The 23,205-nt window shown below is 65.5% G+C and carries 23 protein-coding genes; 11 read left to right on the top strand and 12 right to left on the bottom strand.

The window, feature by feature from the left end; genetic code table 11:
- The first annotated feature begins 5 nt into the window (after positions 1–5).
- Positions 6–1,004 (top strand): Gfo/Idh/MocA family oxidoreductase, encoded by a 999-nt coding sequence (locus KF857_02620; protein ID MBX3110878.1) that lies wholly within the window; start codon positions 6–8, stop codon positions 1,002–1,004.
- On the opposite strand, the gene KF857_02615 is transcribed toward KF857_02620, so the two are convergent.
- Genes KF857_02615 through KF857_02590 form a run of 6 tightly spaced genes read right to left on the bottom strand, consistent with a single transcriptional unit; the run spans position 1,005 to position 7,488 of the window.
- Positions 1,005–1,820, bottom strand: a complete 816-nt coding sequence (locus KF857_02615) for a carbohydrate ABC transporter permease (protein MBX3110877.1) — start codon at positions 1,818–1,820, stop codon at positions 1,005–1,007.
- A complete protein-coding gene (locus KF857_02610) occupies positions 1,817–2,710 on the bottom strand; it encodes a sugar ABC transporter permease (GenBank protein ID MBX3110876.1) in 894 nt (297 codons plus the stop codon). Before KF857_02610 ends, KF857_02615 begins: the two co-directional genes overlap by 4 nt.
- Positions 2,707–4,026, bottom strand: a complete 1,320-nt coding sequence (locus KF857_02605; GenBank protein ID MBX3110875.1) for an extracellular solute-binding protein — start codon at positions 4,024–4,026, stop codon at positions 2,707–2,709. The genes KF857_02610 and KF857_02605 overlap by 4 nt, the downstream gene beginning before the upstream one ends.
- The gene (gene araH / locus KF857_02600) at positions 4,023–4,976 is read right to left on the bottom strand and encodes an L-arabinose ABC transporter permease AraH (GenBank protein MBX3110874.1); all 954 of its coding nucleotides are present in this window, start codon (positions 4,974–4,976) and stop codon (positions 4,023–4,025) included. Before araH ends, KF857_02605 begins: the two co-directional genes overlap by 4 nt.
- On the bottom strand, positions 4,973–6,472 hold the full coding sequence (gene araG / locus KF857_02595; GenBank protein MBX3110873.1) for an L-arabinose ABC transporter ATP-binding protein AraG: 1,500 nt from the start codon (positions 6,470–6,472) through the stop codon (positions 4,973–4,975). Before araG ends, araH begins: the two co-directional genes overlap by 4 nt.
- Positions 6,463–7,488, bottom strand: a complete 1,026-nt coding sequence (locus KF857_02590; protein ID MBX3110872.1) for a substrate-binding domain-containing protein — start codon at positions 7,486–7,488, stop codon at positions 6,463–6,465. Before KF857_02590 ends, araG begins: the two co-directional genes overlap by 10 nt.
- A 53-nt stretch (positions 7,489–7,541) precedes the next feature.
- Between KF857_02590 and KF857_02585 the strand changes: the two genes are divergently transcribed.
- Together KF857_02585 and KF857_02580 are read left to right on the top strand one after the other, a co-directional pair.
- Positions 7,542–9,071: a beta-N-acetylhexosaminidase gene (locus KF857_02585; protein MBX3110871.1), complete on the top strand. Its 1,530-nt coding sequence runs from the start codon at positions 7,542–7,544 to the stop codon at positions 9,069–9,071.
- Positions 9,072–9,215: 144 nt separating this feature from the next.
- On the top strand, positions 9,216–10,505 hold the full coding sequence (locus KF857_02580) for an adenylosuccinate synthase (protein ID MBX3110870.1): 1,290 nt from the start codon (positions 9,216–9,218) through the stop codon (positions 10,503–10,505).
- On the opposite strand, the gene KF857_02575 is transcribed toward KF857_02580, so the two are convergent.
- Both KF857_02575 and dut read right to left on the bottom strand, forming a co-directional pair.
- The gene (locus KF857_02575; GenBank protein ID MBX3110869.1) at positions 10,471–11,454 is read right to left on the bottom strand and encodes a tetratricopeptide repeat protein; all 984 of its coding nucleotides are present in this window, start codon (positions 11,452–11,454) and stop codon (positions 10,471–10,473) included. The two genes, KF857_02580 and KF857_02575, sit on opposite strands and share 35 nt — an antisense overlap.
- The gene (dut, locus tag KF857_02570) at positions 11,432–11,875 is read right to left on the bottom strand and encodes a dUTP diphosphatase (GenBank protein ID MBX3110868.1); all 444 of its coding nucleotides are present in this window, start codon (positions 11,873–11,875) and stop codon (positions 11,432–11,434) included. Before dut ends, KF857_02575 begins: the two co-directional genes overlap by 23 nt.
- A gap of 21 nt (positions 11,876–11,896) precedes the next feature.
- On the opposite strand from dut, the gene KF857_02565 reads away from it, so the two are divergent.
- From KF857_02565 to KF857_02550, 4 genes are read left to right on the top strand one after another with little or no spacing between them, the layout of a single operon-like run.
- Positions 11,897–12,541: an allophanate hydrolase subunit 1 gene (locus tag KF857_02565; GenBank protein MBX3110867.1), complete on the top strand. Its 645-nt coding sequence runs from the start codon at positions 11,897–11,899 to the stop codon at positions 12,539–12,541.
- A complete protein-coding gene (locus KF857_02560) occupies positions 12,538–13,215 on the top strand; it encodes a LamB/YcsF family protein (protein MBX3110866.1) in 678 nt (225 codons plus the stop codon). Before KF857_02565 ends, KF857_02560 begins: the two co-directional genes overlap by 4 nt.
- Positions 13,212–14,099, top strand: coding sequence for a hypothetical protein (locus tag KF857_02555; protein MBX3110865.1), 888 nt, complete (start codon positions 13,212–13,214; stop codon positions 14,097–14,099). The genes KF857_02560 and KF857_02555 overlap by 4 nt, the downstream gene beginning before the upstream one ends.
- Positions 14,096–14,494, top strand: coding sequence for a DUF393 domain-containing protein (locus tag KF857_02550; protein MBX3110864.1), 399 nt, complete (start codon positions 14,096–14,098; stop codon positions 14,492–14,494). Before KF857_02555 ends, KF857_02550 begins: the two co-directional genes overlap by 4 nt.
- Here the strand turns inward: KF857_02550 and KF857_02545 are convergent.
- A complete protein-coding gene (locus tag KF857_02545) occupies positions 14,491–15,447 on the bottom strand; it encodes a hypothetical protein (protein MBX3110863.1) in 957 nt (318 codons plus the stop codon). The two genes, KF857_02550 and KF857_02545, sit on opposite strands and share 4 nt — an antisense overlap.
- An 81-nt stretch (positions 15,448–15,528) precedes the next feature.
- On the opposite strand from KF857_02545, the gene KF857_02540 reads away from it, so the two are divergent.
- Positions 15,529–17,112, top strand: coding sequence for an MmgE/PrpD family protein (locus KF857_02540; protein MBX3110862.1), 1,584 nt, complete (start codon positions 15,529–15,531; stop codon positions 17,110–17,112).
- A 4-nt stretch (positions 17,113–17,116) separates the two neighbouring features.
- On the opposite strand, the gene KF857_02535 is transcribed toward KF857_02540, so the two are convergent.
- Entirely contained in the window at positions 17,117–18,517 is a 1,401-nt protein-coding gene (locus KF857_02535) for a Sapep family Mn(2+)-dependent dipeptidase (GenBank protein MBX3110861.1), read from the bottom strand.
- 157 nt (positions 18,518–18,674) lie between these two features.
- Here KF857_02535 and galK point away from each other — a divergent pair, with 157 nt between their 5' ends.
- The 3 genes from galK (at position 18,675) to KF857_02520 (ending at position 20,944) form a co-directional block, all read left to right on the top strand.
- Positions 18,675–19,802, top strand: coding sequence for a galactokinase (galK, locus tag KF857_02530; GenBank protein ID MBX3110860.1), 1,128 nt, complete (start codon positions 18,675–18,677; stop codon positions 19,800–19,802).
- 66 nt (positions 19,803–19,868) lie between these two features.
- The gene (locus tag KF857_02525) at positions 19,869–20,201 is read left to right on the top strand and encodes a helix-turn-helix transcriptional regulator (protein MBX3110859.1); all 333 of its coding nucleotides are present in this window, start codon (positions 19,869–19,871) and stop codon (positions 20,199–20,201) included.
- Positions 20,202–20,287: 86 nt separating this feature from the next.
- A complete protein-coding gene (locus KF857_02520; protein ID MBX3110858.1) occupies positions 20,288–20,944 on the top strand; it encodes a ComF family protein in 657 nt (218 codons plus the stop codon).
- A 46-nt stretch (positions 20,945–20,990) separates the two neighbouring features.
- Here the strand turns inward: KF857_02520 and KF857_02515 are convergent, their stop codons facing one another.
- Both KF857_02515 and KF857_02510 read right to left on the bottom strand, forming a co-directional pair.
- Positions 20,991–22,004 (bottom strand): alpha-ketoacid dehydrogenase subunit beta, encoded by a 1,014-nt coding sequence (locus KF857_02515; protein ID MBX3110857.1) that lies wholly within the window; start codon positions 22,002–22,004, stop codon positions 20,991–20,993.
- Entirely contained in the window at positions 22,004–23,134 is a 1,131-nt protein-coding gene (locus KF857_02510; protein ID MBX3110856.1) for a thiamine pyrophosphate-dependent dehydrogenase E1 component subunit alpha, read from the bottom strand. Before KF857_02510 ends, KF857_02515 begins: the two co-directional genes overlap by 1 nt.
- Positions 23,135–23,205: the final 71 nt, after the last annotated feature.

Genomic DNA, 23,205 nt, shown 5'->3' with positions numbered 1-23,205 from the left:
GCGGCATGCCGCTTAAGGTCGGAATCGTCGGTTGTGGGTTCATGGGGCGTATGCACGCCAACGTCTATCGGCTCTTGGACGACGCCGAGCTCGTCGCCTGTGTCGACCACAAGCCGGAGCGGGGCGTCGCCTTTGCCGGAGACTTCGGACTGAAGCTCCACCCCACGCTCGAAGGGATGATCGCAGACCACGACCTCGACATCGTCGACGTCTGCCTGCCCACCCACCGCCACGCGGCGGCGGCGATCGAGGCCCTGCAGGCGGGCAAGCACGTCGTCTGCGAAAAACCCATGGCCCGCACCTTGGCCGAGGCCGACGAGATGGCGGCGGCGGCCTTGGCGAGCGGCAAGCAGTTGATGATCGCCCACTGCATCCGTTTTTGGCCCGAATACGCCTTTCTTAAGCAGGCCAAGGAAGACGGTCGATATGGAAAGTTGCTGAGCGTCAACCTGACCCGCTATGGTGCCTTCCCCAGCTATGCGAGCGACAACTGGTTGGCCGACGAAGCCAAGTCCGGGGGCGGTGTCCTGGACATGCACATCCACGACACTGACTTTGCCCTGTATCTCTTGGGCACGCCGGACGAGACGATCAGCTACGGCACCGTCGACGGCACGGGGGCGTGCCACGCCTTCACCACCATGCGGTTTGGGTCCACCGTGGCCCACTTGGAGGGCGGCTGGAACCTGCCTGCCGGGTCTCCGTTCAAGATGGCCTTCCGGGCCGTCTTTGAGCGGGCTGTCCTGATCATGGACGGCGGCCCCCTGACGGTCTACGAGACGGGCAAAGACCCCGTCGTCCCCGAGTTTCCCAAGATGAGCGCCGCTGGCGGTGGCAACATCTCGGACCTCGGCGGGTACTACGCGGAGTTGGCTTACTTCGTCGACCGTGTTTCCAAGGGACTGCCGGTCGAGACGGTCACCCCGGCGTCTTCGCGCGAGTCCCTGCGGGTGTGCTTGGCCGAAGTCGACGAGATCAAGCGCCGGGCCGGTGCGTCCGCCTAGCTACTTGATCGCCCCGGCGAGCATGGCGTCTTGGACCTTCTCCTTGAAGAACCAATAGATCACCAGGACAGGCACCATCACGATGACAAGCCCCGCAAAGAGGGCTCCCCAGTCGGACTGGTAGAACTGCGTCGCGGTGAGGCGGGCGAGCCCGAGTGGAAGGGTCATGACGTCGTCCTTCTGGACGAGGACTTTCGCGAGGTTGTACTCGTTCCACAGGCCGATGCCGTTGAATATGCCGGTGACGACCAGGCCGGGCCGGGCGAGGGGCAGCATGACCTTCCAAAACGTCGCGTTATGGCCGCAGCCGTCCATCATGGCGGCTTCGGCCAGTTCGCCCGGCAGGGCTTCGAAGAACCCGCCCATGACAAAGATCGTGAAGCTGAGCGAGTAGGCCACGTAGACGAGGACGAGGCCGACCATGGAGTCGGTCAGGCCGAGTTGGGACATGAGCAGATACAAGGGGACGATGGCCAGGAAGTTGGGGAACATCATGCCAAAGAGGAAGACCCCCCGGACGATCTTTGAGCCCCGGAACGGGTATCGGGCCAGGACATAGGCGGCCATCGAGCCGACAGGCAGGAGGATCAGCAACGTCGCCGTGCTTGCGATGAACGAGTTCAAAAAGAACCGGCTGAACTCGGCCTGGTGCCACGCGGCCATGTAGTTCGACCACTGCGGTTCGGTGGGCAGGCTCCAGGGCGAAGCCAGGATGTCAGCGCCTTTCTTGAGCGAACTCATCGCGACCCACAGGAGGGGGACGACGACAGAGAGCCCGAAGAGGGTCAACCAGACGTTGGAGGCAAGCTTTCTCACGCGCGGCCTCCTTCGGGGTTCTTACGGAACAGGAATCCCAGGGCCAGGGTGACGACCAAGATCACCCCAAGGTTGACGATGGCCAACGCGGCGGCATAGCCAAACTTCGACGCGGAGAACCCTTGCTCGTAAATGTAGGTCAGGAACGTCTCCGTCGACCGGGCCGGCCCGCCGTTGGTCATGACGTTGACCAGAGCAAAGATGTTGAACACGTTGACGGCGATGTAGACGACCGCCACTTTGCGGACACTCCACAGCATCGGCCACGTGATGGAGACAAACCGCTTCCACCCGAAGCAGCCTTCGAGTGAGGCGGCCTCACCCACTTCGGCAGGTATGCCCTTGATGCCGGCCGCGAACAGCATCACGTAGAACCCGACCGCGAACCACACCCACGCCACGCCGACAGCCGGCAAGGCCCATGACGTGTCGCCCAGCCAACTCTTGGCGAGGGCACCGAGGCCGGCCGCGCGCAGGGCGCCGTTGACGAGCCCGGCGTTGGGGGCGTAGAGGAACTGCCACATCACCGCGACGGCCACGACGCTGACCACCTGGGGGAACAGGAACACCCCGCGCACAAACCGTGCGAGGCGGGAGTTCTCCTGCAGGGCATGGGCCGTCACCATGGCCATGACCAAGGCGCAGACTCCCCCGCCGAGGAGGAGGAACCCTAGATGGGCCAAGACCTTCGGCACGACTTCGTCGGTGGCGAGGACTTGGTAGTACTGGAATCCGACCCAACGCCGTTCGCTACTGACCCCTCTGAAGCTGAAAAACGACAGCTGGAAGGTCTGAAAGAACGGCACGAGGACGAACAGCCCGTACAGGGCCGTCGCCGGTGCCAGGTACGACGCCACAAACAGCGCCCGCTGGGATCCGCGCCGGTTCACGACACCTTGTGCTTGGTGACGTCCGGGTCCTTGCGGCACTTCTCGGCGGCAGCTTCGGCCTTCTCAGCGAACTGCTCTGGCGTCACGTCGCCGTTCAGGAGCTGGGTGACCAAGGTCTCCACGTCCTTGTAAAAGGCGGAGTACCAGTCCTTCCATTGCGACGCCCAGACCGTCTTGCTGGCCTTGAACTCCGCCGCCGCGGTTTTCAAGTAGGGCGGAAGCTCGACTGCGTCGCTCCCCTTGATCGCCATGAGCGTGCCCTTTTCGGTCACGAACTTCTTGGCCTCGTCGAGCGAGGTCATGTACTTGAACAGGTCGATCGCGCCTTGCGGGTTCTTGGCCTTCGCCGGGACGAACCACGGCTCGATCTTGATCATGATCGCGGTGGGGTCGCCCTTGCCGGCGGCGAGCACGGGCGGGCGCATGAACTCGATCTTGCGGCCCTCTGGCATGGACTTGAGCATTTCGGCGTAGAGCCACGTTCCGCACGGGATCATCGCCGCTTTGCGGGTCAGGAAGTCGGTCTGCGCCTGGGTGTGGCTGAGGGCACCGGCGCCGTTCTCGAAGTAGCCCATGTCCTTGAGCTCCTTCAGCATGCTGGCCGCCTTCACCACGCTCGGGTCGGTCCACGCCCCGGGCTCAAGGTTCTGCATCCGGACGAACTGGTCGATGCCGCCCGCGCTGATGACCCACGGTTGCAACATGCCGGCTATGACGTAGTCCGGGTATTGGCCCTGGTAGGTCAATGGCGCGATACCTTTGGCCTTGATCTTGGCGCACAAGGCAAGGAGTTCTTCGTAAGTCTTCGGCGGAGTCCAGCCGTTTTCCTTGAAGAGGTCCGGGTCGTACCACCAGCCGAGGACGCTGTAGAAGTACGGCAGCATGTATGTCTTGCCGTCACTTTGCCCAAGCTTGAGCAGGGCCGGTTCAAAGGTGTCCTTCCAGGTCGTCTCGCTCTTGTACGCCTTGGTGGCCAGGGCGTCGTCGAGCGGCATCACCTGACCCTCGGTGACCGCCGCCCAACTGTCAAACCGCCAGCCCGGGAAGGTGAGGTCGGGTGGGGTCCCTTTGACAAACAGGGGCTTGAGCTGCTCGTCGATGTGGGGGTCGCCCGTGACCGTCGTCTTCAGCGGTGGATGCTCTTTGTCATAGTCGGCCGCGGCCCTCTCATAAAAGTCTTTGCCAAACCCTCCTTCAAAGACCATCACGTTGAGCGTGTCGGTCTTGGCCGCTCCCGAGCCCCCACCGGACGGGGCGGGGCCGCTACAACCGGCGACGACGACGAGGGCAAGGAGGCCTGTCCAAATACGTTTCATGCTGTTCCTCGAGAGCTCCGCTTCTCGTTTTGCGCGGTTTTCACCTTGTCAAACACCACAGCCGCGAGCAAGATCGCGCCGGTCACCACCATCTGATAGAACGTGTCGATGTTCATCAGGCTCATGGCGTTTTGAACCACCCCCATGATGAGCACGCCGACGACGACGCCCGACATCGTACCCACTCCGCCCGCCAGGGAGACTCCCCCGAGGACGCAGGCGCTGATGGCCTGGAGCTCCAACTTCTCACCGGCGTTGTTGCTGGCCGCGAGCAGGCGGCTGGCTTGGACGCACCCGGCGAACGCGGCGACCATGCCCGACAAAACGAAGACCCAGACCTTGGTGGCCTCGACCTTGATGCCGGCAAGACGGGCCGCCTCCGGGTTGCCTCCGATCGCCAGGGTGTCGCGCCCAAAGACGGTGCGGTTGAGCAGGAAGCCGAAGACCAGGAAGCAGAGGATGGTCAAGGCGATGGGCGACGGGATTCCGAGGACGGCCGACTTGCCTAGGCCGTCGAACCCGACGACCGAGCACGTCTTGGGCGACCCTCCGCTGACGATGTTGGTCACCCCCCGGACGATCTGCATCGTGGCCAAGGTGGTGATGAGGGCGTTGATGCCCAGCTTGGCGATCACCAGACCGTTGAGCAGACCGACCAACGCGCCGGCGGCGAGGGCGGCCGCGATTCCCAGAAAGACGCTCTTGGTCGCGGTGGTGACGATCGCGGCAAGAACGCCGCCCAAGGCCAGGTTTGAACCTACCGACAGGTCAAAGTCGCCGCCCGCCAAGCAGTACAGCATCGTCGCCGAGACGAGGCCGACCGTCGAGACCGCCAAGCCAAGGCTGACCGCGTTCTCGCCGGTCGCGAAGCCTTTGACCATGACGCTTGCGACAATGACCATCGCCACCAGCACGAGGAGCATGCCTGACGAACCTTTGAGTTTGTTCACGCGCTCATCTCCGTCTTTGGAAGGGCCAACTGGAGCAGGGCCGCTTCCGTCGCCTCGGCCCGGGCGACCTCGCCCGTGATCCGTCCGTCGCACATGACGAGGACCCGGTCGCACACCCCGATGACTTCTGGCAACTCGCTACTCACCATGAGGACACCGACACCCTGCTCGGCCAGACCTCGGATGATCGCATAAATCTCGCTTTTCGCGCCGACATCGATCCCGCGGGTGGGTTCGTCCAGCAAGATGACCTTGACGTCTTCGGCAAGCCAACGGGCGAGGACGACCTTTTGCTGGTTGCCGCCGCTCAGGTTCTTGATCAGGGTCTGGAGAGAGGCGGTCTTCACCCGCAGCTTCGCGACGTACTCTTCGGCGTTCTTGCGCTCGCGCGCGCCGTCAATCACCCCGAACCGGTCGAACCGTCGCCGGACGCTCAGGTTGGCGTTCTCCTCGACTGACATCTGGGGGATGATCCCCTCCTTTTTCCGGTCCTCGGGGCAAAAGACCAGACCGGCTTGGACGGAACTTCGGGGCTCTCGGCGGACGAGGGGTGTCGCGCCGACCGTCACCGTCCCGCCGTCGCCGGTGTAGACCGCTTTGAGCAGCTCGGTCCGCCCGGCGCCGACAAGCCCGAAGACACCGACGATCTCGCCCGCCTTGACCTCCAGGGAAGCCGGGTGCCGCAGACCCTTCCCCGTGACATTGTCCACCTGGAGCACGGGTCCACCGACTTCGCGCGGGGTGTAACCATAGACGTCTTGGATCGAACGTCCGACCATGGCGTTGACGATGGTGTCGGCGGTCACGCCCGCCATGTCGTGCCACGTGGTGACATGCTGTCCGTCGCGGAGGACGGTGCAGGCGTCGCAAAGTGTGGTGACCTCGTCCATCCGGTGGCTGACGTAGAGAATGGCCTTGCCCGCGGCCTGCAGGCGGCGGATGAGGGCGAACAGACTGTCAACCTCGCGGGAGGTGAGGGACGAGGTCGGTTCGTCGAACGCGATGACCTGGGCGTCTCGGCTCAGGGCCTTGGCGATCTCGACCATCTGCCGCTGGGCCAGGGACAGGTCTTTGAGCTTGGTCGAGGGGTCGACGGGGAGACCGACCTGTTCCAGCGCCCGCATGGCGGTCTGGCGGAGGGTGGCGCGGTCGACCACTCCGAACCGGCTCGGCAGGTGACCCAGCATCACGTTTTCGGCGACGCTGACCTCCGGGACAAGGTGGAGTTCCTGATAGATGACGGCCACCCCGCAGGCAAGGGCCTCCAAAGGTGAACGCGGTTGGATTGTCTTGCCGTCCAGGGCGAGGGACCCGGTGTCGGGCCGGTGGACGCCCGCCAGCACCTTAAGCAAGGTGCTTTTCCCCGCGCCGTTTTCGCCACAAAGGGCATGGACAGAGCCCCCCGCGACCGAGAACGACACGTCAGACAGGGCCTGGACGCCGGGAAACGACTTCCCGACGCCCTGCACGACAAGACGGGCCCCGCTCACGAGGATTCCTTGGCCATCGCTTCCTTATAGTTGTCGCGGGTGATCGCGGTGCCTGAGGTCAATGTGACCGGTGGCGGCACGGTGCCCTTGGTCAGCCAGTCAAACATCAGTTCGACCGTCTTGCCGCCGTGCTGGCTCGGGCTGAGCAGGATCGACCCGAAGACGCCGCTCGCCTTGCCGCTGTCAAACTCTTCCTTGATCGGCGGCCCGCCGTTGATACCGACGCCGATAATGTCGGCGGCGGGGATCTTATGGCTTTCGATGGCGCGGACGGCTCCCATCATCCCGTCGTCGTTGCTGCTCAGGCAGACCCACTTCTTGATCTGGCCGTGCTGGGTGAGCACGATGTTTGCCGCGTCGTTGGCCGAGCCGATGTCGACGGCGCCGAGCCAGGGGGCGACAAAGAAGTTAGCTTCAGGCAGGCCCGCCTTCAGCAGTTCGGCCTTGGCACCGTTCACGCGTTGGCGCGCCGTCTCGAGGTCTTCCTTCAGGACAGCGATGGCACCGACCTCGGCCATGTTCCATCCCCGCTTCTTGGCCTCGTCGGCGATCGTGGTGCCGACCAGGTTGCCGATCTTCTCGGCGCTGATGCCGAGGTGGGGGATGTCCGTCATCGGCTTGCCCTCGTTGACCAGTTGGTCGTCGACGGACATGAGCTTGAGACCCTTCTCTTTGCACTTGGCCTCGATGGCGGGGCCGAGTTGGGTCTCGGGGGAGCAGATGATGATGCCCTTGGCGCCTTGCGCGGCCATCGAGTCGATTGTCGCGAGCACCGACTCGCCCGTCTTGGCTTCCTGACTGAGCAGTTTGCAACCCAGCTTGTCGGCCTCCTTCTTGGCAAAGGCGATCTCCACCGGGAACCAGGTGTCGGACATGGACTTGACAATGAACCCGATCGTGACGTCCTTGGCGGCCACGGTCGTCGCGTCGGACGACGGGTTGCTCTTGGTCTCACTGGGTGGCGGGGTGCATCCTGCCAGCAGGAGCGTGGCCCCGAGGGCGAAGCCGAGAATGCGCTTCATGACAGCGAACGTACCCGGTCCGGGCTCTCCGTTGGGCTGGGTACGATCCAAGGATGTTCGCCATCGTCCCATTGCCGACGAGCCTGACCCCTGCCGACGGCCACTTCACCCTCGATGCCAAGACGGCGTTCCACGCTTCGGGCGACGCCGCCCCGGTGGCCCGCCTCATCGCGGAGTCGCTGCGAGCCCCGACGGGACTGACCTTGCGGGTCACCGCCAACCGGGCAAGCAAGTCGGTGACGTTCTCGCTGAAAGACGACAAGGAACTCGGCGACGAAGGGTATCGCCTGAAAGTCCGGCCTGACGGCGTGCAAGTCACCGCCCAGACTGCCGCCGGGCTCTTCTACGGTGGCCAGACATTGCGTCAGTTGCTGCCTCCCGCCGCTTTCGGTAAGGCCAAGGCCAGCGGGGTCAAGTGGGAGATGCCGTCGGTCGACATCGTCGACGTCCCCCGCTTCCGGTGGCGCGGCCTCATGCTCGACGTGGCCCGTCACTTCATGCCCAAGGAAGAACTGTACAAGTTTGTCGATCTGCTGGCTATGCATAAGATGAACAGCCTGCACCTGCACTTAGTTGATGACCAGGGCTGGCGGATTGAGATCAAGCGCTACCCCAAGCTGACCGAAATCGGTGCCTGGCGCAAGCAGACCGTGATCGGCAGGAATTCGGGCAAGTACGACGGCAAACGCCACGGCGGCTTCTACACCCAGAAGGAACTGAAGGACCTCGTCAAGTACGCGGCGGCCCGCCACATCAACATCGTCCCCGAGATCGAGATGCCGGGCCACGCCCAGGCGGCCATCGCCGCCTATCCCGAGTTGGGCAACCTGAAGGAGCGGCTTGAAGTCATGGAGACATGGGGGGTCAACCCCAATGTCTTCAACGTCGAGGAGTCGACCGTCAAGTTCCTCCAAAACGTCCTGGACGAGGTCATGCAGGTCTTTCCGAGCAAGTTCATCCACGTCGGCGGCGACGAATGCCCGAAGGACCAATGGAAGGCCAGTCCACGGGTGCAGGAGTTGATCAAGCAGCGCGGCACCAAGGACGAACACGGCATGCAGAGTTGGTTCATCACCCAGATGGACCATTACCTGACGGGCAAGGGGCGTCGGCTCCTGGGTTGGGACGAGATCCTGGAGGGCGGTCTGGCCCCGGGTGCGACGGTGATGAGTTGGCGCGGCATGGAAGGAGGGATCACTGCCGCGAAGGAAGGTCACGACGTGGTCATGGCTCCGACCCAGTTCACTTACCTGGACTACTACCAGGCCAAGCCGGTTGAAAAGGAACCCTTCGGTATCGGCGGATACCTGCCCTTGGAGAAGGTGTACAGCTTCGACCCGGTCCCCGCGACGTTCACTCCGGCCCAGGCGAAACACGTCCTGGGGGCGCAGGGACAGCTTTGGGCCGAGTACATCGCCACCCCCGAGCATCTGGAATACATGGCCTTCCCGCGGGCGTGCGCCCTCGCCGAAGTGGTGTGGACCCCCACGGCCAAGAAGGACTACAAGGGTTTCACCGTGCGCCTGGCCGAGCACCTGCAACGGCTCAGCGCGGCGGGTGTGGAGTTCAGGAAGCTCGACTGACGACGGGACCCGGCGAGGCCGCCAGGACGGCCTGGTGTATCATCGCCGCGTCGAGATAAGGCTAACGGCCCGACAGGCCGGCGGATCCTCGCGAGGGAGCCGCCGGCTTAACTTTTTGCCGGGGGCCACCAAGGAGACACAAGCATGGCGACATTGGTCATCGTCGGCTCGCAATGGGGCGACGAAGCGAAAGGGAAGATCGTCGACGTCCTCGGCAGCGAGGCCGAGGTGGTCGTCCGCTACAGCGGCGGCAACAACGCGGGGCACACCGTCATCACCGGTGGCAAGACGTTCAAGTTCCAGCTCTTGCCCGCGGGCATCCTCCATGTCGGGACGCTGAGCGTGCTGGGCGGCGGCATGGCCGTCTGCCCCAAGGGCCTGCTTGATGAGCTCCAGCGCACCAAGGCACTCCAGCCGGAGCTCGGTGAGTTGTGGATCAGCCCGGCGGCCCACGTCGTCTTCCCCTATCACCGCGCCCTCGACGCCCTGGAAGAGAAGGCGCGGGGCGACAACAAGATCGGCACGACGAGCCGCGGCATCGGGCCGTGCTACACCGACAAAGTCCAGCGCATGGGTGTCCGCATGGGCGATTTCGTCCAACCCGACAAGTTCCGCGAGAAACTGGCGACGGTCGTCGAGTTCAAGAACAACCTCATGATGCTCCTCGGCGGAGAGCCGATGGACTTTGAGGCGCTGCACGAGGAGTACGCCGGCTACGCCGACCAGATCCGGCCGATGGTGCGCGACACCGACCACGTGGTCCAGCAGGCCGTGCGAGACGGCAAAAGGGTGCTCTTCGAGGGGGCCCAAGGCACGTTCCTCGACCTCGACCACGGCACCTACCCGTATGTGACCAGCTCTCACCCGACGGCGGGCGGCGCGTGCCTTGGCACCGGTGTCGGCCCGCGGTCCATCGACAATGTCCTTGGGGTCTGCAAGGCCTACTCGACCCGGGTCGGCAGCGGCCCGTTCCCGACCGAACTTCACGACGAGGTGGGCGAACAGATCCGACGCCAAGGCCATGAGTTCGGCACAGTGACCGGCCGGCCGCGCCGGTGCGGTTGGCTCGACCTTGTCGCCCTGGGCCACTCCAGCCGCATCAATTCGATGAGCGGCCTGGTCCTCACCCGCCTCGACGTGATGGCCGGGGTCGGCCCGATCAAGGTCGCTACCGCCTACACGTGCGACGGCGTGACGATCGGCCATGTCCCCTCGACCCCCGAAGACTGGGAGGCGGCGACACCGGTTTACGAGACGTTGCCGGGGTGGGACGAGGACATCCGGGGAGCCCGGTCTTGGGACGACCTCCCCGCGAACGTCCAGGCCTACGTCCGCTTTGTCGAAAAGGCCACCGACACCCCGGCGGCGATCTTGAGCGTCGGCCCCGACCGTTCGGAGACTATTGTCCTACGGCCGGACCTAATTTGGGCGTGACCGGCGCGGACGGTGTCCACGGGGTTGGGAACACCTGGGCGGCAAAGGGGGCCAGGTCGTCTCCCGTGATCAGGGGCTTGGCCGCCGCGTAGGCGTCTTGGGTCACGTCGGCGACCATCACGATCTGGTCACCGACGACGACGCGGACGGTGACCCGGCGGTAGGGGACCGCCTCGAACACGTCGCGGACGGCCGCCGCCGCGTCTAACTCCACCGGCACGTCCTTTTGTCCTTTGACCGTGACGGTCAGGCTGGGTTCACGCGGGTCCTCGGAGACGGAGACGATCCGGTCGGCGATCTTCGAGTTCTTTTTGACGGCCCGGAGGATGGCCCTTTCTCCTGGCAACATGATGTTGTCGGCTTGGACTGCGGGCCGCTGACCTGAGATCACGACGGGGGAGTTGACCCGCTGCGGGGGCTCGTCTTTGTCGGCGGTGAACTGGCTGCCGATCATGAACGACGCCACGCCGACGAGGACGATGAGGGTGGCGACGCTGGCGATGTAGAGGACGACGTGGGACTGGTGCTGGGGGATTCCCAGTTGGCGCGCGGTGGCGGCGGCCTCTTTGCTGACCAACTGGTCGCGCACGCGCTCCAGTTTTTCTTTGGCGGGCATGGAGTCCGGGGCGAGGTCGATCGCCATCTCGTACCACTCGGCCGCCTTGACCAAGTCTCCCGTGTCGGAGTAGATGTCACCGAGCAGGACGTGGGCCGAGGCGTTGTTGGGGTAGCGCCGGAGGACGCCGAGACAGATCTCGATGCCTTCGTCGGGCTTGTTGCGCGTCCGGGCCAGGTTGGCCTGGGTCAACTCCCGGTAGACGGCCTCGTCACTCCCCTCCGTGCCTTCCTGGAGCGAAGCGCCGCACTCGGGGCAGTAGGTCGCTCCGGCGGCCACCAAAGCGAGGCACTTGGGGCAGGGCTGGCGGTCATCGTGTTCCTGTGCTGCCAAATCCACCTCCACCGCGACCGGTCTCGTCCAGGGAGTCCACCACCGTCGGCTCCACCCGGGCGACGGGGCAGACGACCAATTGGGCGATTCGTTCTCCCGCCTCTAGTTTGACCGGTTCTTGCCCCAGGTTGATGAGGATCACGGCCACTTCGCCCCGATAGTCGCTGTCGATGGTGCCCGGCGTGTTCACCATGCTCAGGCCGAGGCGCAGGGCAAGGCCGCTGCGGGGCCGGACTTGACCTTCGTGGCCGGGCGGAATGGCGAGGCGCAGTCCGGTGGGCACGAGTTTGCGCTCCATCGGCGCGAGTTCGACGGCGACCGAACTCCGCAGGTCCATTCCCGCCGAACCGTCGGTGGCATAGGCGGGGAGCGAAGCACCCTCGCCAAGGACAAACGGGACGGTGACGCGGGAGGACGACATGGACCGATTATGATCGTTGGCATGACCTTGCAGCCGTTGGGTGAGGCGGCTTTCCTGGTCCGCGGTCTGACCGGTGCGACCGCGGCGACTTGGGCACGCCTCGTGAGGTCTTGGCGCGTGCCGGGCGTCCTGGAAGTCGTCCCCGCTCACGACGCCCTGGGCGTCTATGTCGACCCCGACGGGTTCGACCCGGCGAAGTTTCTCACCCGGTTCCAGAAGTCGACCCCGTCCGAAGCGCCGGCCGGTGTGCGTCACACTGTGCCGGTCTGCTACCGCATGGGTGAAGACTTGCCCTCGCTTTGCGAGGCCCTGGGCCTCGAGACCGGTGAGTTTGTCGCCCTGCACACGGGGCGGCCCTACGAGTGTTTCGCGGTGGGATTCTGCCCTGGGTTTCCCTACTTGGGGCCCCTGGACGCCCGACTGGCCGGAATGGCCCGCCGCGACAGCCCACGGCCACGGGTGGAGCCCGGGACAGTGGCCGTCGTCGGCGACCAGACCGGCGTCTACACGCTTCCGCGGCCCGGCGGTTGGCACCTGGTCGGCCGGACCCCGCTGACGTTGGTCGACATGGCCGACGGATATTTCCCGATCCAGGCGGGTGACGAGGTCATCTTCGTCGCCATAGACGAGGATGAGTTCGGGTACCTCCAGGGGGAGCGGCTGTGAGGCACGCCGACATCAACGTCGACATCGCCGAAGGGTTCTCGTGGGACCATGACCTGTTGCAGGTCGCGACCAGCGCCAACGTGTGCTGCGGTGCCCACGCCGGGTCTCCTGGGCTGACCCGAAAGACGATCGACCTGTGTCAGGCCCAGCGGGTAAGGGTGGGCTTGCACCCGGGCTACCCCGACCGGGAGGGCATGGGGCGTCGGTCGTTTGCCAGCCTTGCGACGGCGTTGGAGGACTGGACTCATGCTCTGGACGACCAAGTGTTTCCGTGGGCCCCCGAGGCCGCCTACATCAAGCCGCACGGCGCTTTCTATCACGACGTCCTCGGCGACCCGGCGCTTGCCGACGTCCTGACCGACCTCCTCCGCCGCACCGGCCTGCCCCTGATGGGCATGGCAGGCACTGGGCACGAGGAGATCGCGGCCCGGGCCGGTGTCGCCCTTGTGCGTGAAGGGTTTGCTGACCGGCTCTACCGCAATGACGGAACCCTGGTGCCGCGGACAGAGCCCGGTGCGGTCCATAGCGACCCGGTTGAGATGGGACGCCAGGCCGTCGGTCTGGTGGGCCGGGTCGATTCAATTTGTGTGCACGGCGACACGCCGGGTTGCGTCGAGGCCGCCCGGGCGGTGAGGCAAGCCTTGACGCAGGCGGGATTCGAGGTGGGGACATGAAGGTACGGGTCGTCCGGATCCTGGGGGCCGCCACCTTTCAGGACGCGGGGAGACCTGGTCACCGCGCCCACGGCGTCCCGCCTGGCGGGGCCTTTGACCGTGGAAGCATGGCGGTGGCCAACGCCCTCCTTGGCCAAGACTTCGATTTGCCGGTGATGGAGGTCGCAGGCCCCCTCGTCTTGGAGTGCCTCGAAGGAGGCGTCGTCGCCATGGCAGGGGCCCCGTTTGACTCGCGGCTTGGCGGCGAGCCCGCTGGCCTTCCGGGCCGGGCCGTCTTGGCCCGGCGGGCCATGTTCTCGGTCGCTCCGGGCCGGTCAGGGGCGCGGTGCTACCTGGCGGCCCCCGGCGGATGGGACGTCGAGGGCGTGCTGGGGAGCGTCTCGGGGACGCCGGTCGAAGCAGACGGTGTCTATGGGTCGAGGGGTGACGCGGGCCGCCTGGGTCAGGCGACGCTGAGTGACCCGGCCGGCTCCCTGACCCCCGGGCCCCTCCGTTACATCCCGATAGACGACGACTTTGACTGGTCTCCCGAACGACCCCTCACCGTGTCGCCCCGGTCCGACCGGGTCGGCGTCAGGCTGGAGGGGGCCGGACTCACCCGGGCTGGGCTCTCCCAAAGCGAACCTTCGGTGTGGGGGGCGGTGCAGGCGACGCCTGGGGGCGAGTTGCTTGTCCACGGGCCCGACGGGCCGACGATCGGCGGTTATGACAAGATCGGGACGGTGGTGCGGGCGGATCTTGACCGGATGGCGCAGATGAGGCCCGGCGACCAGGTGACCTTGGCTGCCGTAGAACTGGGTGAGGCGAAGCGGATCTTGGCCCGACGTGAGGAAGAACTGGCCCAGTTGGTCACGTTCCTCAAGATCCGGACGATATCGCTATGAGCACGCGGCACTGGATGATATGGGACGGAGAATGCGGCCTGTGCTCGGCGACGGCGGCGGCGATCAGACGCCGAGATCCGGGCCGTAAGCTCCAGATCGTGACCTACCAGAACTGCCCGCGCCCGCCGATGGACGACCAACTGTACGAGGGTTGCAAGACCGCCATCTATGTCGTCACCGCCGACGGCCGGCGGCTCCGTGGTGCCGACGGAGTGTTCTTCGCGCTCCGGGAGACTGGGTCGCGCTGGGTCGTCCCGTTCATGTCCCCGCCCCTCGTCTGGGTGGCCCGGCTCGTCTATGGTTTGGTGGCGCGAAACCGAGGCTGGCTGTCCAAGACGTTCTTTGGCGGAGTCGCCTGCGGCCTTGACAACCGCTACCCCGAAGTCGACCCTTAGCCCTTGGCGGTGGCGGACTGCCATCGGTCGGCCTTACCGAGAATTGACTTGGCTCCGGGGCCGGTCAGCCAGGCTTTGGCCGCCTTGTCGCCCTTGAGGTAGGCGTCCCAGAAAGCGGTGGAGAGGGCCAGGATGGCCCGGTGGTGGGCTGGGTTTCGTGAACCTTCTCCGGGCAGAGCCCGGTCGGTGAACGCGGAGTGTCTCGCCCCGTCGAGGACGACCTCGTACCGGTCGATGGTCGCCGGTAGGGCAGGATAGACCTTTTCGCGGGTCTCGACGGTCTGGTCGCCGATGGGCGAGACGTCCTCCGTCCCGGTCATGAGCATCCAGGGGACCTTGACGCTGCCAAAGGCCGGCCCGACCGCGCCCGACCGGGGTGAGCTCGGGCTGAACGCGCAAGCCGCCAAGATACGCGGGTCGGTGTACCTTTGACCGGCCGCCCCAAAGGACTGCCCCGATACTGCCTGGGTGGTGACGGCGCCGAAGGAGTGCCCCGACATGCCGACACGGGCCATGTCGAGCCGACCTTCCAGGGGATGTCCGGGCTGTTTGTCCCATGCCGTCAGTTGGTCGAGCACGGCGGGGATGTCCGCCACGCGTAGCGTGAAGTTCTCGCCCGACGCGGCCTTCTTCATCGCGGGCATGACCTCGCGTGGAGGGAGCCCTCGCCACACCGAGTCGTCGCTCCCGGGATGCTGGGTGAAGACGACGACGTAGCCGCGGGCCGACCAGTGCCGACCCAGGTAGGACGCCATGAACCGCGTCCCGCCGAGGCCGTGGCTGCAGAGGACGACGGGCGCCTTGCCGGCGGTGGCGGGCAGATAGACGTAGACCGGGATGTCACGGTCGCGACGGGTGTCGTGCACGACAAGGTCAACCGTTTTCGCCTTGAACCCGGCGGGAACCGCCATGGGGTCATAGGCGGACAGGACGACGGCGAGAATCGGGGCCATGTCCCAAGGGACGGCAGAGCCTTGGCCAAGTTCGCTGGACCGTGCCCAGAGGCCCACCTGGCGGTACGATCGCCGCTACCCATGCACAACGCCGTCACCTTGGCCCGCGACACGAACCAAGCCCTGGGAATCGGGCGGTTTGCCATTGACTTCCTCGCCGGCACTCTCGGCCCTGGGCCTAGCCAGGCCGTCATCGAGCGCACCCGCATGTTCCACACCGACGCCGTCCTGTGCGGCCTGAGTGCACTGGCCCTGGGGACGAACGCCCCGACCGTCTTGCGCGAGGAGGCCCTGTCCTACCGGGCCGAAGACCCCGACCACGCCGCCTTCGTCTTTGGCAGCAGCCAGGGAGTCATGGCGGAAAAGGCGGTGGTGGCCAATTGCTCGGCGGTGCGCGAGTGGGACAGCAACGGCACCAACTTTGGTTACCGCCCCGAACTCGGCTATACCGCCGGAGAGTTCGGACACAACGACTTTTATCCCGTGGCCGTCGCCGCGTGCCAGCAGCGCGGCTTGGACGGCGCGACGGCCCTCAAGGCGATGGTGTTGATCGACGAGATCCGAGGCCGCCTCGCCGAGGTGTTCTCGCTCAAGACTTACAAGATCGACCATGTCGTCCACGGTGCGGTCGCTTCGGCGGCCGTGTACGGGGCTCTGATGGGGGCGACCCCGGAGCAGATCGAGAGCGCGGTCGGTATGGTCGTGGCCCACTATGTGCCCTGGAGGGCGATCCGGGCTGGGAAGCAGCTCAGCGACAGCAAGGGAGCGAGTGCGGCCCTGTCGACCGAGGTCGCCGTGCTGAGCATGAAGCGGGCGATGGCGGGCTTTGTCGGCCCCGGTGACATATTCCGCAACCCCGAGAGCTTGTTCCGGCAGTTCGTCAAGACCGACGGCGCCTCGCCGTTTGACCTGGTCTTGAGCCACTCGGGAGACGACTTCGCCGTGATGGGGATGCACTTCAAACTCGGACTCTACGAACATCAGAGCGCGGGGGCCCTCCAGGCCGTCGTCAACCTGGTGTCCGAACTCCCCGACGCCTTGGCCGATGGTGCCGTCGACCGGTTGACGATCAAGGCCTACGAGCCGGCGTTCGGCATCATCGGCGACCCGGCCAAACGCGACCCTCGCACCCGGCAAAGCGCAGACCACTCCATGGTTTTCATCGTCGCCCGTTTCCTCCGCCGTGCCACGGAGAAGCGTCACGCCATGGGAGCCGAGGCGTTCGCCTCGTGGGCGGCCGGTGCGGCCGCTGGCTCGCACGACGCCGTCTGGCAGGAGTTGATGCTCATGCCCGAGGACTACGGTGACCAGGCGCTGTTCGACCCCGCGACACGGGAGACAATGGCCAAGATCCAGTTCGAACATGGCGGGCCGGAATATGACGCCAAGTATCCGGACGGCATCCCGACTTCGCTGGTCGCCGGACTGGCGGACGGTAGGGTGTGGGACAGCGGCCTGGTCATGTACCCGGCGGGCCACGCCCGGAACACGACGGCCGACCTCAAGGCGATCCTCGCGACCAAGGCCGACAAACTGGGCGCCCTGGCCTTTGCCGACGCCGACACCCGGCACGAAGTCCTCGGCCGGTTCGACCGGTTGGCCGAACTCGACGCCTTTGGGTTGGCCGGGCTCTACGACTTTGACCTGGCGGTGGCTTCGGACTAGACCCCTACGGGCCCTTGGCCACCTGGGCCAAGCGGAGCATGAGGTGGGCGTAGATGCGGCTCATCTTGTAGAGGTGCTCGACCTTCATCCGTTCGTCGGGCTCGTGGGCCGGGCCGTCGCCATCCCAGCCTGTCCCGATGGCGACGCAGTTGGGGACGGCGCGGGCGTATGTGCCCCCACCCATCGTGCCCGGTTCGATCGTCTCGCCGGTCTCGGCCCGGTGCACCTCGCAGACCGTCTTGACGAGAGGGTGGTCAAGCGGGAAGTAGAGTGACGGGCTGTCGGTGAACTCGACCAGCCGCCACGAGTCGCCCAACCTGGCCAGCCGCTTCTCGGCCCGTGCCTTCAATTGGTCGCCCGTCCAGGTGACCGGATACCGGACGTTCAGGGTGAAGTGGACCTCTTCGCCGACCGTCCTGACGATCCCGAGGTTCAGGGTGAGGTGGGTGATTTCGTCGGCCCCGGCGATACCCAGACCGGCGCCGCTGAGATCGGGGAGGTCGACGAGGCCGTCGAAGGTCTGCTCCTGTTCCGTCGGGGCGGTCCACCGCAGGAGGCGGAGGGCGCGGGTCGCCGCGTTGTCGCCCCCCTGGGGGTTTGCGCCATGGGACGCCTTGCCCCAGGCTTCCACGGTCAGGACGTCGCCGTCCCAACTCGTGGTCAGGTTCTTGTCAAACCATTCCGCCAGACGGGACTCCACCGTCGGACGCCAATCGGCATTGACCCTGACGCGCATGGTGGCCTTGTCGACGACGATGTTGGGTCGCGAGCCGCCGTCCAGACTGAGAAGGGTCACTTTCCCGGGCCCGGGCCGGTAGGAGACCACGAAGTTGGCGATGCCCTTTTCGGCATAGATGCAGGGCCACCCGGCGTCGGGGGCCACACCAAGGGTCGGGGCCTCCTCGGTCTCCATGTACCGGTGCACGCAGCCGAAGCCGCTCTCCTCGTTACAGCCAAAGACATTGCGGATCCGGACGCCCAGTCCGGGGCAACAGGCCATGACCGCCCGGCAGGCATAGAACATCGCCATGGTCGGCCCCTTGTCGTCGCCCGCGCCGCGGGCGTAGACATAGCCGTCCTCGAGCTCCGCGCCAAAGGGATCGTGCTTCCAGCCGGTTCCGACGGGGACCACGTCCAGGTGGCCGAGGGACATGACCATCTTCTCGCCCTCGCCGAACTCGGCGTACCCGCAGTAGCCTTCCACGTCGGTGGTGCGCATCCCCGCCTCCGCCGCTTTGCCAAGCATCCAGTCGAGCGCCTCTCGGTTGGCCCGGCCAAACGGGGCTCCCGGTTCGGGGTCGGATTCCAGTGAAGGGAACCGCAACAGGGTGCGGTAATCGTCGAGCAAATCGGTCTCGTGCTCGGCCAGCCATGCATGGAGGCGGGCGACGTCGGGGTCGGCCATGGAGGCCGCAGGTTACCGCCGAAAGAGACAGGAGAGCGGCGCCTGGGGTCTAGGCGGCGGCAGAGACCCCGACAGCACCACGTACAATATGCCGTCTACATCCCGCCGTGACCCATGGGCAATTACCAGACCGGCAGAAAAAGCAGTTGGAAAAGATATGGTGAATCTTGAAAGGGCGGTAACCCAGTTTCGGCGGGCCTACGGCCAAGACCCACGATGGGCCGCCTACGCGCCCGGCCGGGTGAACCTGATCGGCGAGCACGTGGACTATCACGGCGGCCCAGTCTTTCCCTTGGCGATCGACCGCGGGGTGACCATTGTGGCCGGCCCGTCGACGGGGGCCACGCATGCCGTCTCGGAGGGGTATCGCAAAGGCGCGTCGTTCCGTGTCGGCAAGCTGGACCAGCACCGACCGGTCGCGTCGTGGTCGAAGTACCTGGCTGGTGCCGCCTGGTCTGTGGGGGCCCGGTCTGACCTCGTCATGTCGGTCGTCTCCGACCTACCGACTGGCACTGGCCTGAGCAGCAGCGCCGCGATCGAGGTGGCCGCCGCGCTGGTTTGGAACCTGGTGGACGACCTCGGAATCTCGCAGTTGGACGTGGCCAGGGCGGCCCAGAGGGCCGAGAACGACTATGTCGGGATGCCGTGCGGGATCATGGACCAGACGGCGAGCGCGATGGGGCGGGCGGGCTCCGCGATGGTGATCGACACCGCCACCCTGGCCATCGCCTACACGCCTCTGCCAGAGGAAGTCGCCGTCGTGGTCTGCGAGACGGGCGTCCGGCACAGCTTGGGCGACTCGGGTTACCCCGACCGACGCCGGGCCAGTGAGGAGGCGGCCCGCCAACTCGGCGTCCCCATGCTCGACACCGCGCGTCTCGACGACGTGGAGCGTCTCGAGGATCCGGTCCTCCGCCGTCGTGCCCGTCACGTGGTCACCGAGATCGCCCGGGTGCCCGCGTTTGCCTTGGCCCTGGAGTCTCGGAAGAGACAAGACGTGTTTGACCTGATGAAGGCGAGCCACGTCAGCCTCCGGGACGACTATGAGGTGTCTTGCGAGGAACTCGATGTGATGGCCGAGTCCTGTTGGGAACATCCGGCCACGTGGGGGGCCCGGATGACCGGGGGAGGCTTTGGCGGGGCGTGCGTCGCCTTGGTTGAAAAGGATAAATGTGACGACTTCGTCGGTTTTGTCGAACAAAGCTATTCGCGCAGAGTCAAAGGGACTAGGAGCACCTTCACCACTTGCCAGGCGTCGGCAGGAGCCTCGGCCTGGCAGTTGTGAGGGACGGTAACACACCTGGCCGGAAACTTTCGACGGGTTTTTTGGCTGGCCATGTGAAATCCGTGGATGGACGTGGAAGAAGACCCTCAGGCGGCAAAGAGTCTGAAGCGAGGAATTGGGTTAATGGCAATGCCTGGAACAACGCGTTCGAGTGAGTCACCCCGCGGCGTGCGTCTGACGCCGACGGAAGTCAAGGTTTTGAGCTTGATTGCTCAGGGCCACAGCAGTCAAGAAGCGGCCGACCGGATGGTCGTGTCGAAGCGCACGGTGGACTTCCACCTGGCGAACATCTATCAAAAACTGCAGGTCAACAACCGGGTGCAGGCCCTTCGCGCCGCCACCCGCCTCGGTCTGATCCCGTTTGAGCCGTTCTTCGGCCATACGCAGGCCGACGCCTGACAAAGGTCAATCGTCAACAATCACGAGGGCTCGGCCATGGATGGCCGGGCCCTCCGACTTTTTCCCGGCTATCCTGCCCCTTGACGATGGGGCAAAGGTGGGTCGAGGGTCTCCTGGACTGGGTGTTCCCGCGCCGGTGCGGTCTGTGCTCCCGCTTAGGCGACGAAGCGGTGTGCGCCCTGTGCCGGGCGGAGTTCTTGGAGGGGCCGACTGACTTCGACCTTGCCCGCTTGGGCGGGGCAGTGGACCGATTGGTCACCCCGTTCGCCTTCGCCGGAAGAGCGTCCCAGGCGGTCAGACGGCTGAAGTACGACCGGGTGACCTCGCTGTCCGGCCCCATGGCGACCATGGTCGCCGAAGCGTTCGAGGCCTACGGCCTGGCGGCCTGCGACTTGGTGGTGCCGGTACCTATCTCACGGAGGCGGCGGTTTGAGCGGGGGTTCAACCAGAGCGAGCTCTTGGCCGGTGGATTGCCACCCGAGAGAGTCGTGCCTGCGGCGCTCGCCCGGATCCGCCACACCCGGCCGCAAGTCGGCCTGTCTGCCCCAGAACGCCTCAGGAACTTGGTCGGCGCCTTCGTCGCCGAACCGGGATACGTCAGGGGAAAGTCGGTGGTCCTGCTCGACGACGTCGTGACGACGGGCGGCACGGCGGTGGCGTGCGGTCAGGAATTGAAGCGGTGCGGGGCCCGCGAGGTCGTCATGCTGGCCTTTTGCGGCGGCCGACCTGAAGACGGGGCATGAGGAAGCCCGTCTCCGCGGCGCGGAAACGGGCTTGGGCGCAGACCGGTCAATACCGGCAGAGGCGCATCGCCGCCTCGGTGACCTTGTCCACACTGGGGAGGACAAAGGTTTCAAGCGGCTTCACCCACGGGACGGGCGTGTCGAGACGGGTCACGCGCATGGGAGGGGCGTCGAGCAGTTCGAAGGACTCTTCGGCCAAGCGGGCGAGGATCTCACCGGCGAACCCGCAGGTGCGCGGGGCCTCGTTGACGACAAGGAGTCGGTTTGTCTTGGCCAAGGACTCCTTGATCGTGGCCTCGTCAAGCGGGACAAGGCTTCGGATATCGACGACCTCGGCGGAGTAACCCTCGTTGGCGAGGTTGTCGGCGGCGGCAAGGGCGTGGTAGACGTTGTTGCCGTAGGTGACAATGGTGACGTCCTCACCCTCGCGGCGCACCCGCGCCTTACCGATCGGCACCAGGGCGTCGTCACCGTCGGCGACTTCCTCTTCGATGTCGCGACGCCGGTACAACTCCTTCATCTCGTAGACCATGACCGGGTTGGGGTCGCGGAGGGCCGACTTCATCAGGCCCTTGGCGTCCGACGGGGTGGAGGGGCAGACGATCTTCAGGCCCGGAGAGTTGGCGAACCAAGCCTCGTTCATTTGCGAGTGGTACAGCGCACCGCCGCCGTAGCCTCCGGCCGGGCCGCGGATGACCATCGGGATGTTCACTTCACCGGCCGTGCGGTAGTGGTACGTCGCCGTCATGTTGACGATCTGGTCAAAGCCGCAGGAGATGAAGTCGATGAACTGCATCTCGACCATGACGCGCTTGCCGTTCAGGCACAGGCCGCACGCGGTGCCGACGATGGCGGCCTCACTGATCGGCATGTCAAAGACACGCTCTCGGCCGAACTTGGCGAGCAGCCCTTCGGTGACACCAAAGGCGCCGCCGAGCAGGCCGATGTCTTCGCCCATGCCGATCAGGTCGGGGTCGCGCTCGAACTCCTCGAAGATCGCCGACTTGATCGCGTTCAGATAATTGACCTTGGTACGGGTCGGGGCTTCCACGGTCGACATCACTCTCCCTCCGCAAAGACCCACATGCCGCCCTCTTCTGCTTCCGGTACGGGCTGGGCCACGGCAAACTCGACGCCTTCGGTCATGTAGGCGACCACTTCGGGCGGGAAGTCGGCGTCGGTCACTTCGCCGGCGCCCTTGTTCTCGGCCGGGTGGGCGTCAGCTTCTTCCTGGGTCAGGTACCCCAGCTTCAGCATCCGCTCCTTCATCACCGCGATGGGGTCGCGGCGACGGCCATGCTCGACACCGTCGGATGGCCGGTACTTGGCGGCCCGGTCGTCGTCATGGTCGCCGTGACCGTAGGCACGGAACGTCTTGCACTCGACGATGCTCGGGCCCTTGCCCGATCGGGCGTGGTCGACCGCCTGCATGACCTTGTTGTAAACGTCCACCACGTCTTGGCCGTCTGCGATCAGACCAGGGATGCCGTAGCCGTCGGCGCGGCGGGCAAAGTCGGGCAACGAGTACTCCAACTCGGTCGGTGTGCCATACGCCCACTGGTTGTTCTCGATGATGGTGACCACCGGGAGCTTGTGGACGGCGGCGAAGTTGACCGCCTCGTGAAACACCCCTTGGGCCGTCGAACCTTCTCCGTTATAGGTGAGGGCGACGGTCGACTTACCCCGAAGCCGGTCGGCGAGCACGACGCCGCAGGCTGCGGGGATCGTGCCGGCCAGCATGGAAGTCGAGTGGATGATGTGGGCGCGGCTGCTGCCGATGTGGCTCCAGTTGTCGCGGGCGCGCCCGGGTGAACCTGTCCTGCCCCACACCTGAGCACAGACCTCCTGGATGCTCATGCCCATCCGCTCGGGATTGCGCCAACCGGCGCGAAAGTCCTTCAGGAAGAAGGCGGGCATGTCGCGGTGGATCGGGCTGATCCAGTCTTCTGGTTCCAGACCGAAGAGCGAGCCGACCAAGACGGCCTCTTGGTTATGGGACGAATACAAGGTCCCCTTCAGGCGGCCGCGCTTCTTCTCTTTGATCAAGCGCACGTCAAAGTAACGGGCGAGAAAGAGTTGGTTGAGAAGCTCGCGGTGTTCCTTCTCACCAAGTGCGTCGCCAGGGCGTTGGGGAAGATTGTCTGACGCACTGTCAGACTTTGCGGTGCGCGTCGGGGATGTTGTGGCCAAATCGCTGCTCCTGCCGCTGTGGAAAGGCGGGCGGACGTGGCTCCAGAGTGTACCAGTGAGCTTGTCCAACC

The organism is Fimbriimonadaceae bacterium (assembly GCA_019638795.1).
Classification (GTDB): domain Bacteria; phylum Armatimonadota; class Fimbriimonadia; order Fimbriimonadales; family Fimbriimonadaceae; genus JAHBTB01.
The sequence above is the reverse complement of the archived record's forward strand: the minus strand, read 5'-3'. Positions and strand labels throughout refer to the sequence as shown.

Excerpts from the sequence above, each read along its gene's own strand:
- KF857_02620 (MBX3110878.1), top strand. The coding sequence starts at position 6 with ATGCCGCTTAAGGTCGGAATCGTCGGTTGTGGGTTCATGGGGCGTATG.
- KF857_02605 (MBX3110875.1), bottom strand. The coding sequence starts at position 4,026 with ATGAAACGTATTTGGACAGGCCTCCTTGCCCTCGTCGTCGTCGCCGGT.
- KF857_02590 (MBX3110872.1), bottom strand. The coding sequence starts at position 7,488 with ATGAAGCGCATTCTCGGCTTCGCCCTCGGGGCCACGCTCCTGCTGGCA.
- KF857_02585 (MBX3110871.1), top strand. The coding sequence starts at position 7,542 with ATGTTCGCCATCGTCCCATTGCCGACGAGCCTGACCCCTGCCGACGGC.
- KF857_02580 (MBX3110870.1), top strand. The coding sequence starts at position 9,216 with ATGGCGACATTGGTCATCGTCGGCTCGCAATGGGGCGACGAAGCGAAA.
- dut (MBX3110868.1), bottom strand. The coding sequence starts at position 11,875 with ATGTCGTCCTCCCGCGTCACCGTCCCGTTTGTCCTTGGCGAGGGTGCT.
- KF857_02565 (MBX3110867.1), top strand. The coding sequence starts at position 11,897 with ATGACCTTGCAGCCGTTGGGTGAGGCGGCTTTCCTGGTCCGCGGTCTG.
- KF857_02555 (MBX3110865.1), top strand. The coding sequence starts at position 13,212 with ATGAAGGTACGGGTCGTCCGGATCCTGGGGGCCGCCACCTTTCAGGAC.
- KF857_02550 (MBX3110864.1), top strand. The coding sequence starts at position 14,096 with ATGAGCACGCGGCACTGGATGATATGGGACGGAGAATGCGGCCTGTGC.
- KF857_02545 (MBX3110863.1), bottom strand. The coding sequence starts at position 15,447 with ATGGCCCCGATTCTCGCCGTCGTCCTGTCCGCCTATGACCCCATGGCG.
- KF857_02540 (MBX3110862.1), top strand. The coding sequence starts at position 15,529 with ATGCACAACGCCGTCACCTTGGCCCGCGACACGAACCAAGCCCTGGGA.
- KF857_02535 (MBX3110861.1), bottom strand. The coding sequence starts at position 18,517 with ATGGCCGACCCCGACGTCGCCCGCCTCCATGCATGGCTGGCCGAGCAC.
- galK (MBX3110860.1), top strand. The coding sequence starts at position 18,675 with ATGGTGAATCTTGAAAGGGCGGTAACCCAGTTTCGGCGGGCCTACGGC.
- KF857_02525 (MBX3110859.1), top strand. The coding sequence starts at position 19,869 with ATGGACGTGGAAGAAGACCCTCAGGCGGCAAAGAGTCTGAAGCGAGGA.
- KF857_02520 (MBX3110858.1), top strand. The coding sequence starts at position 20,288 with ATGGGGCAAAGGTGGGTCGAGGGTCTCCTGGACTGGGTGTTCCCGCGC.
- KF857_02515 (MBX3110857.1), bottom strand. The coding sequence starts at position 22,004 with ATGTCGACCGTGGAAGCCCCGACCCGTACCAAGGTCAATTATCTGAAC.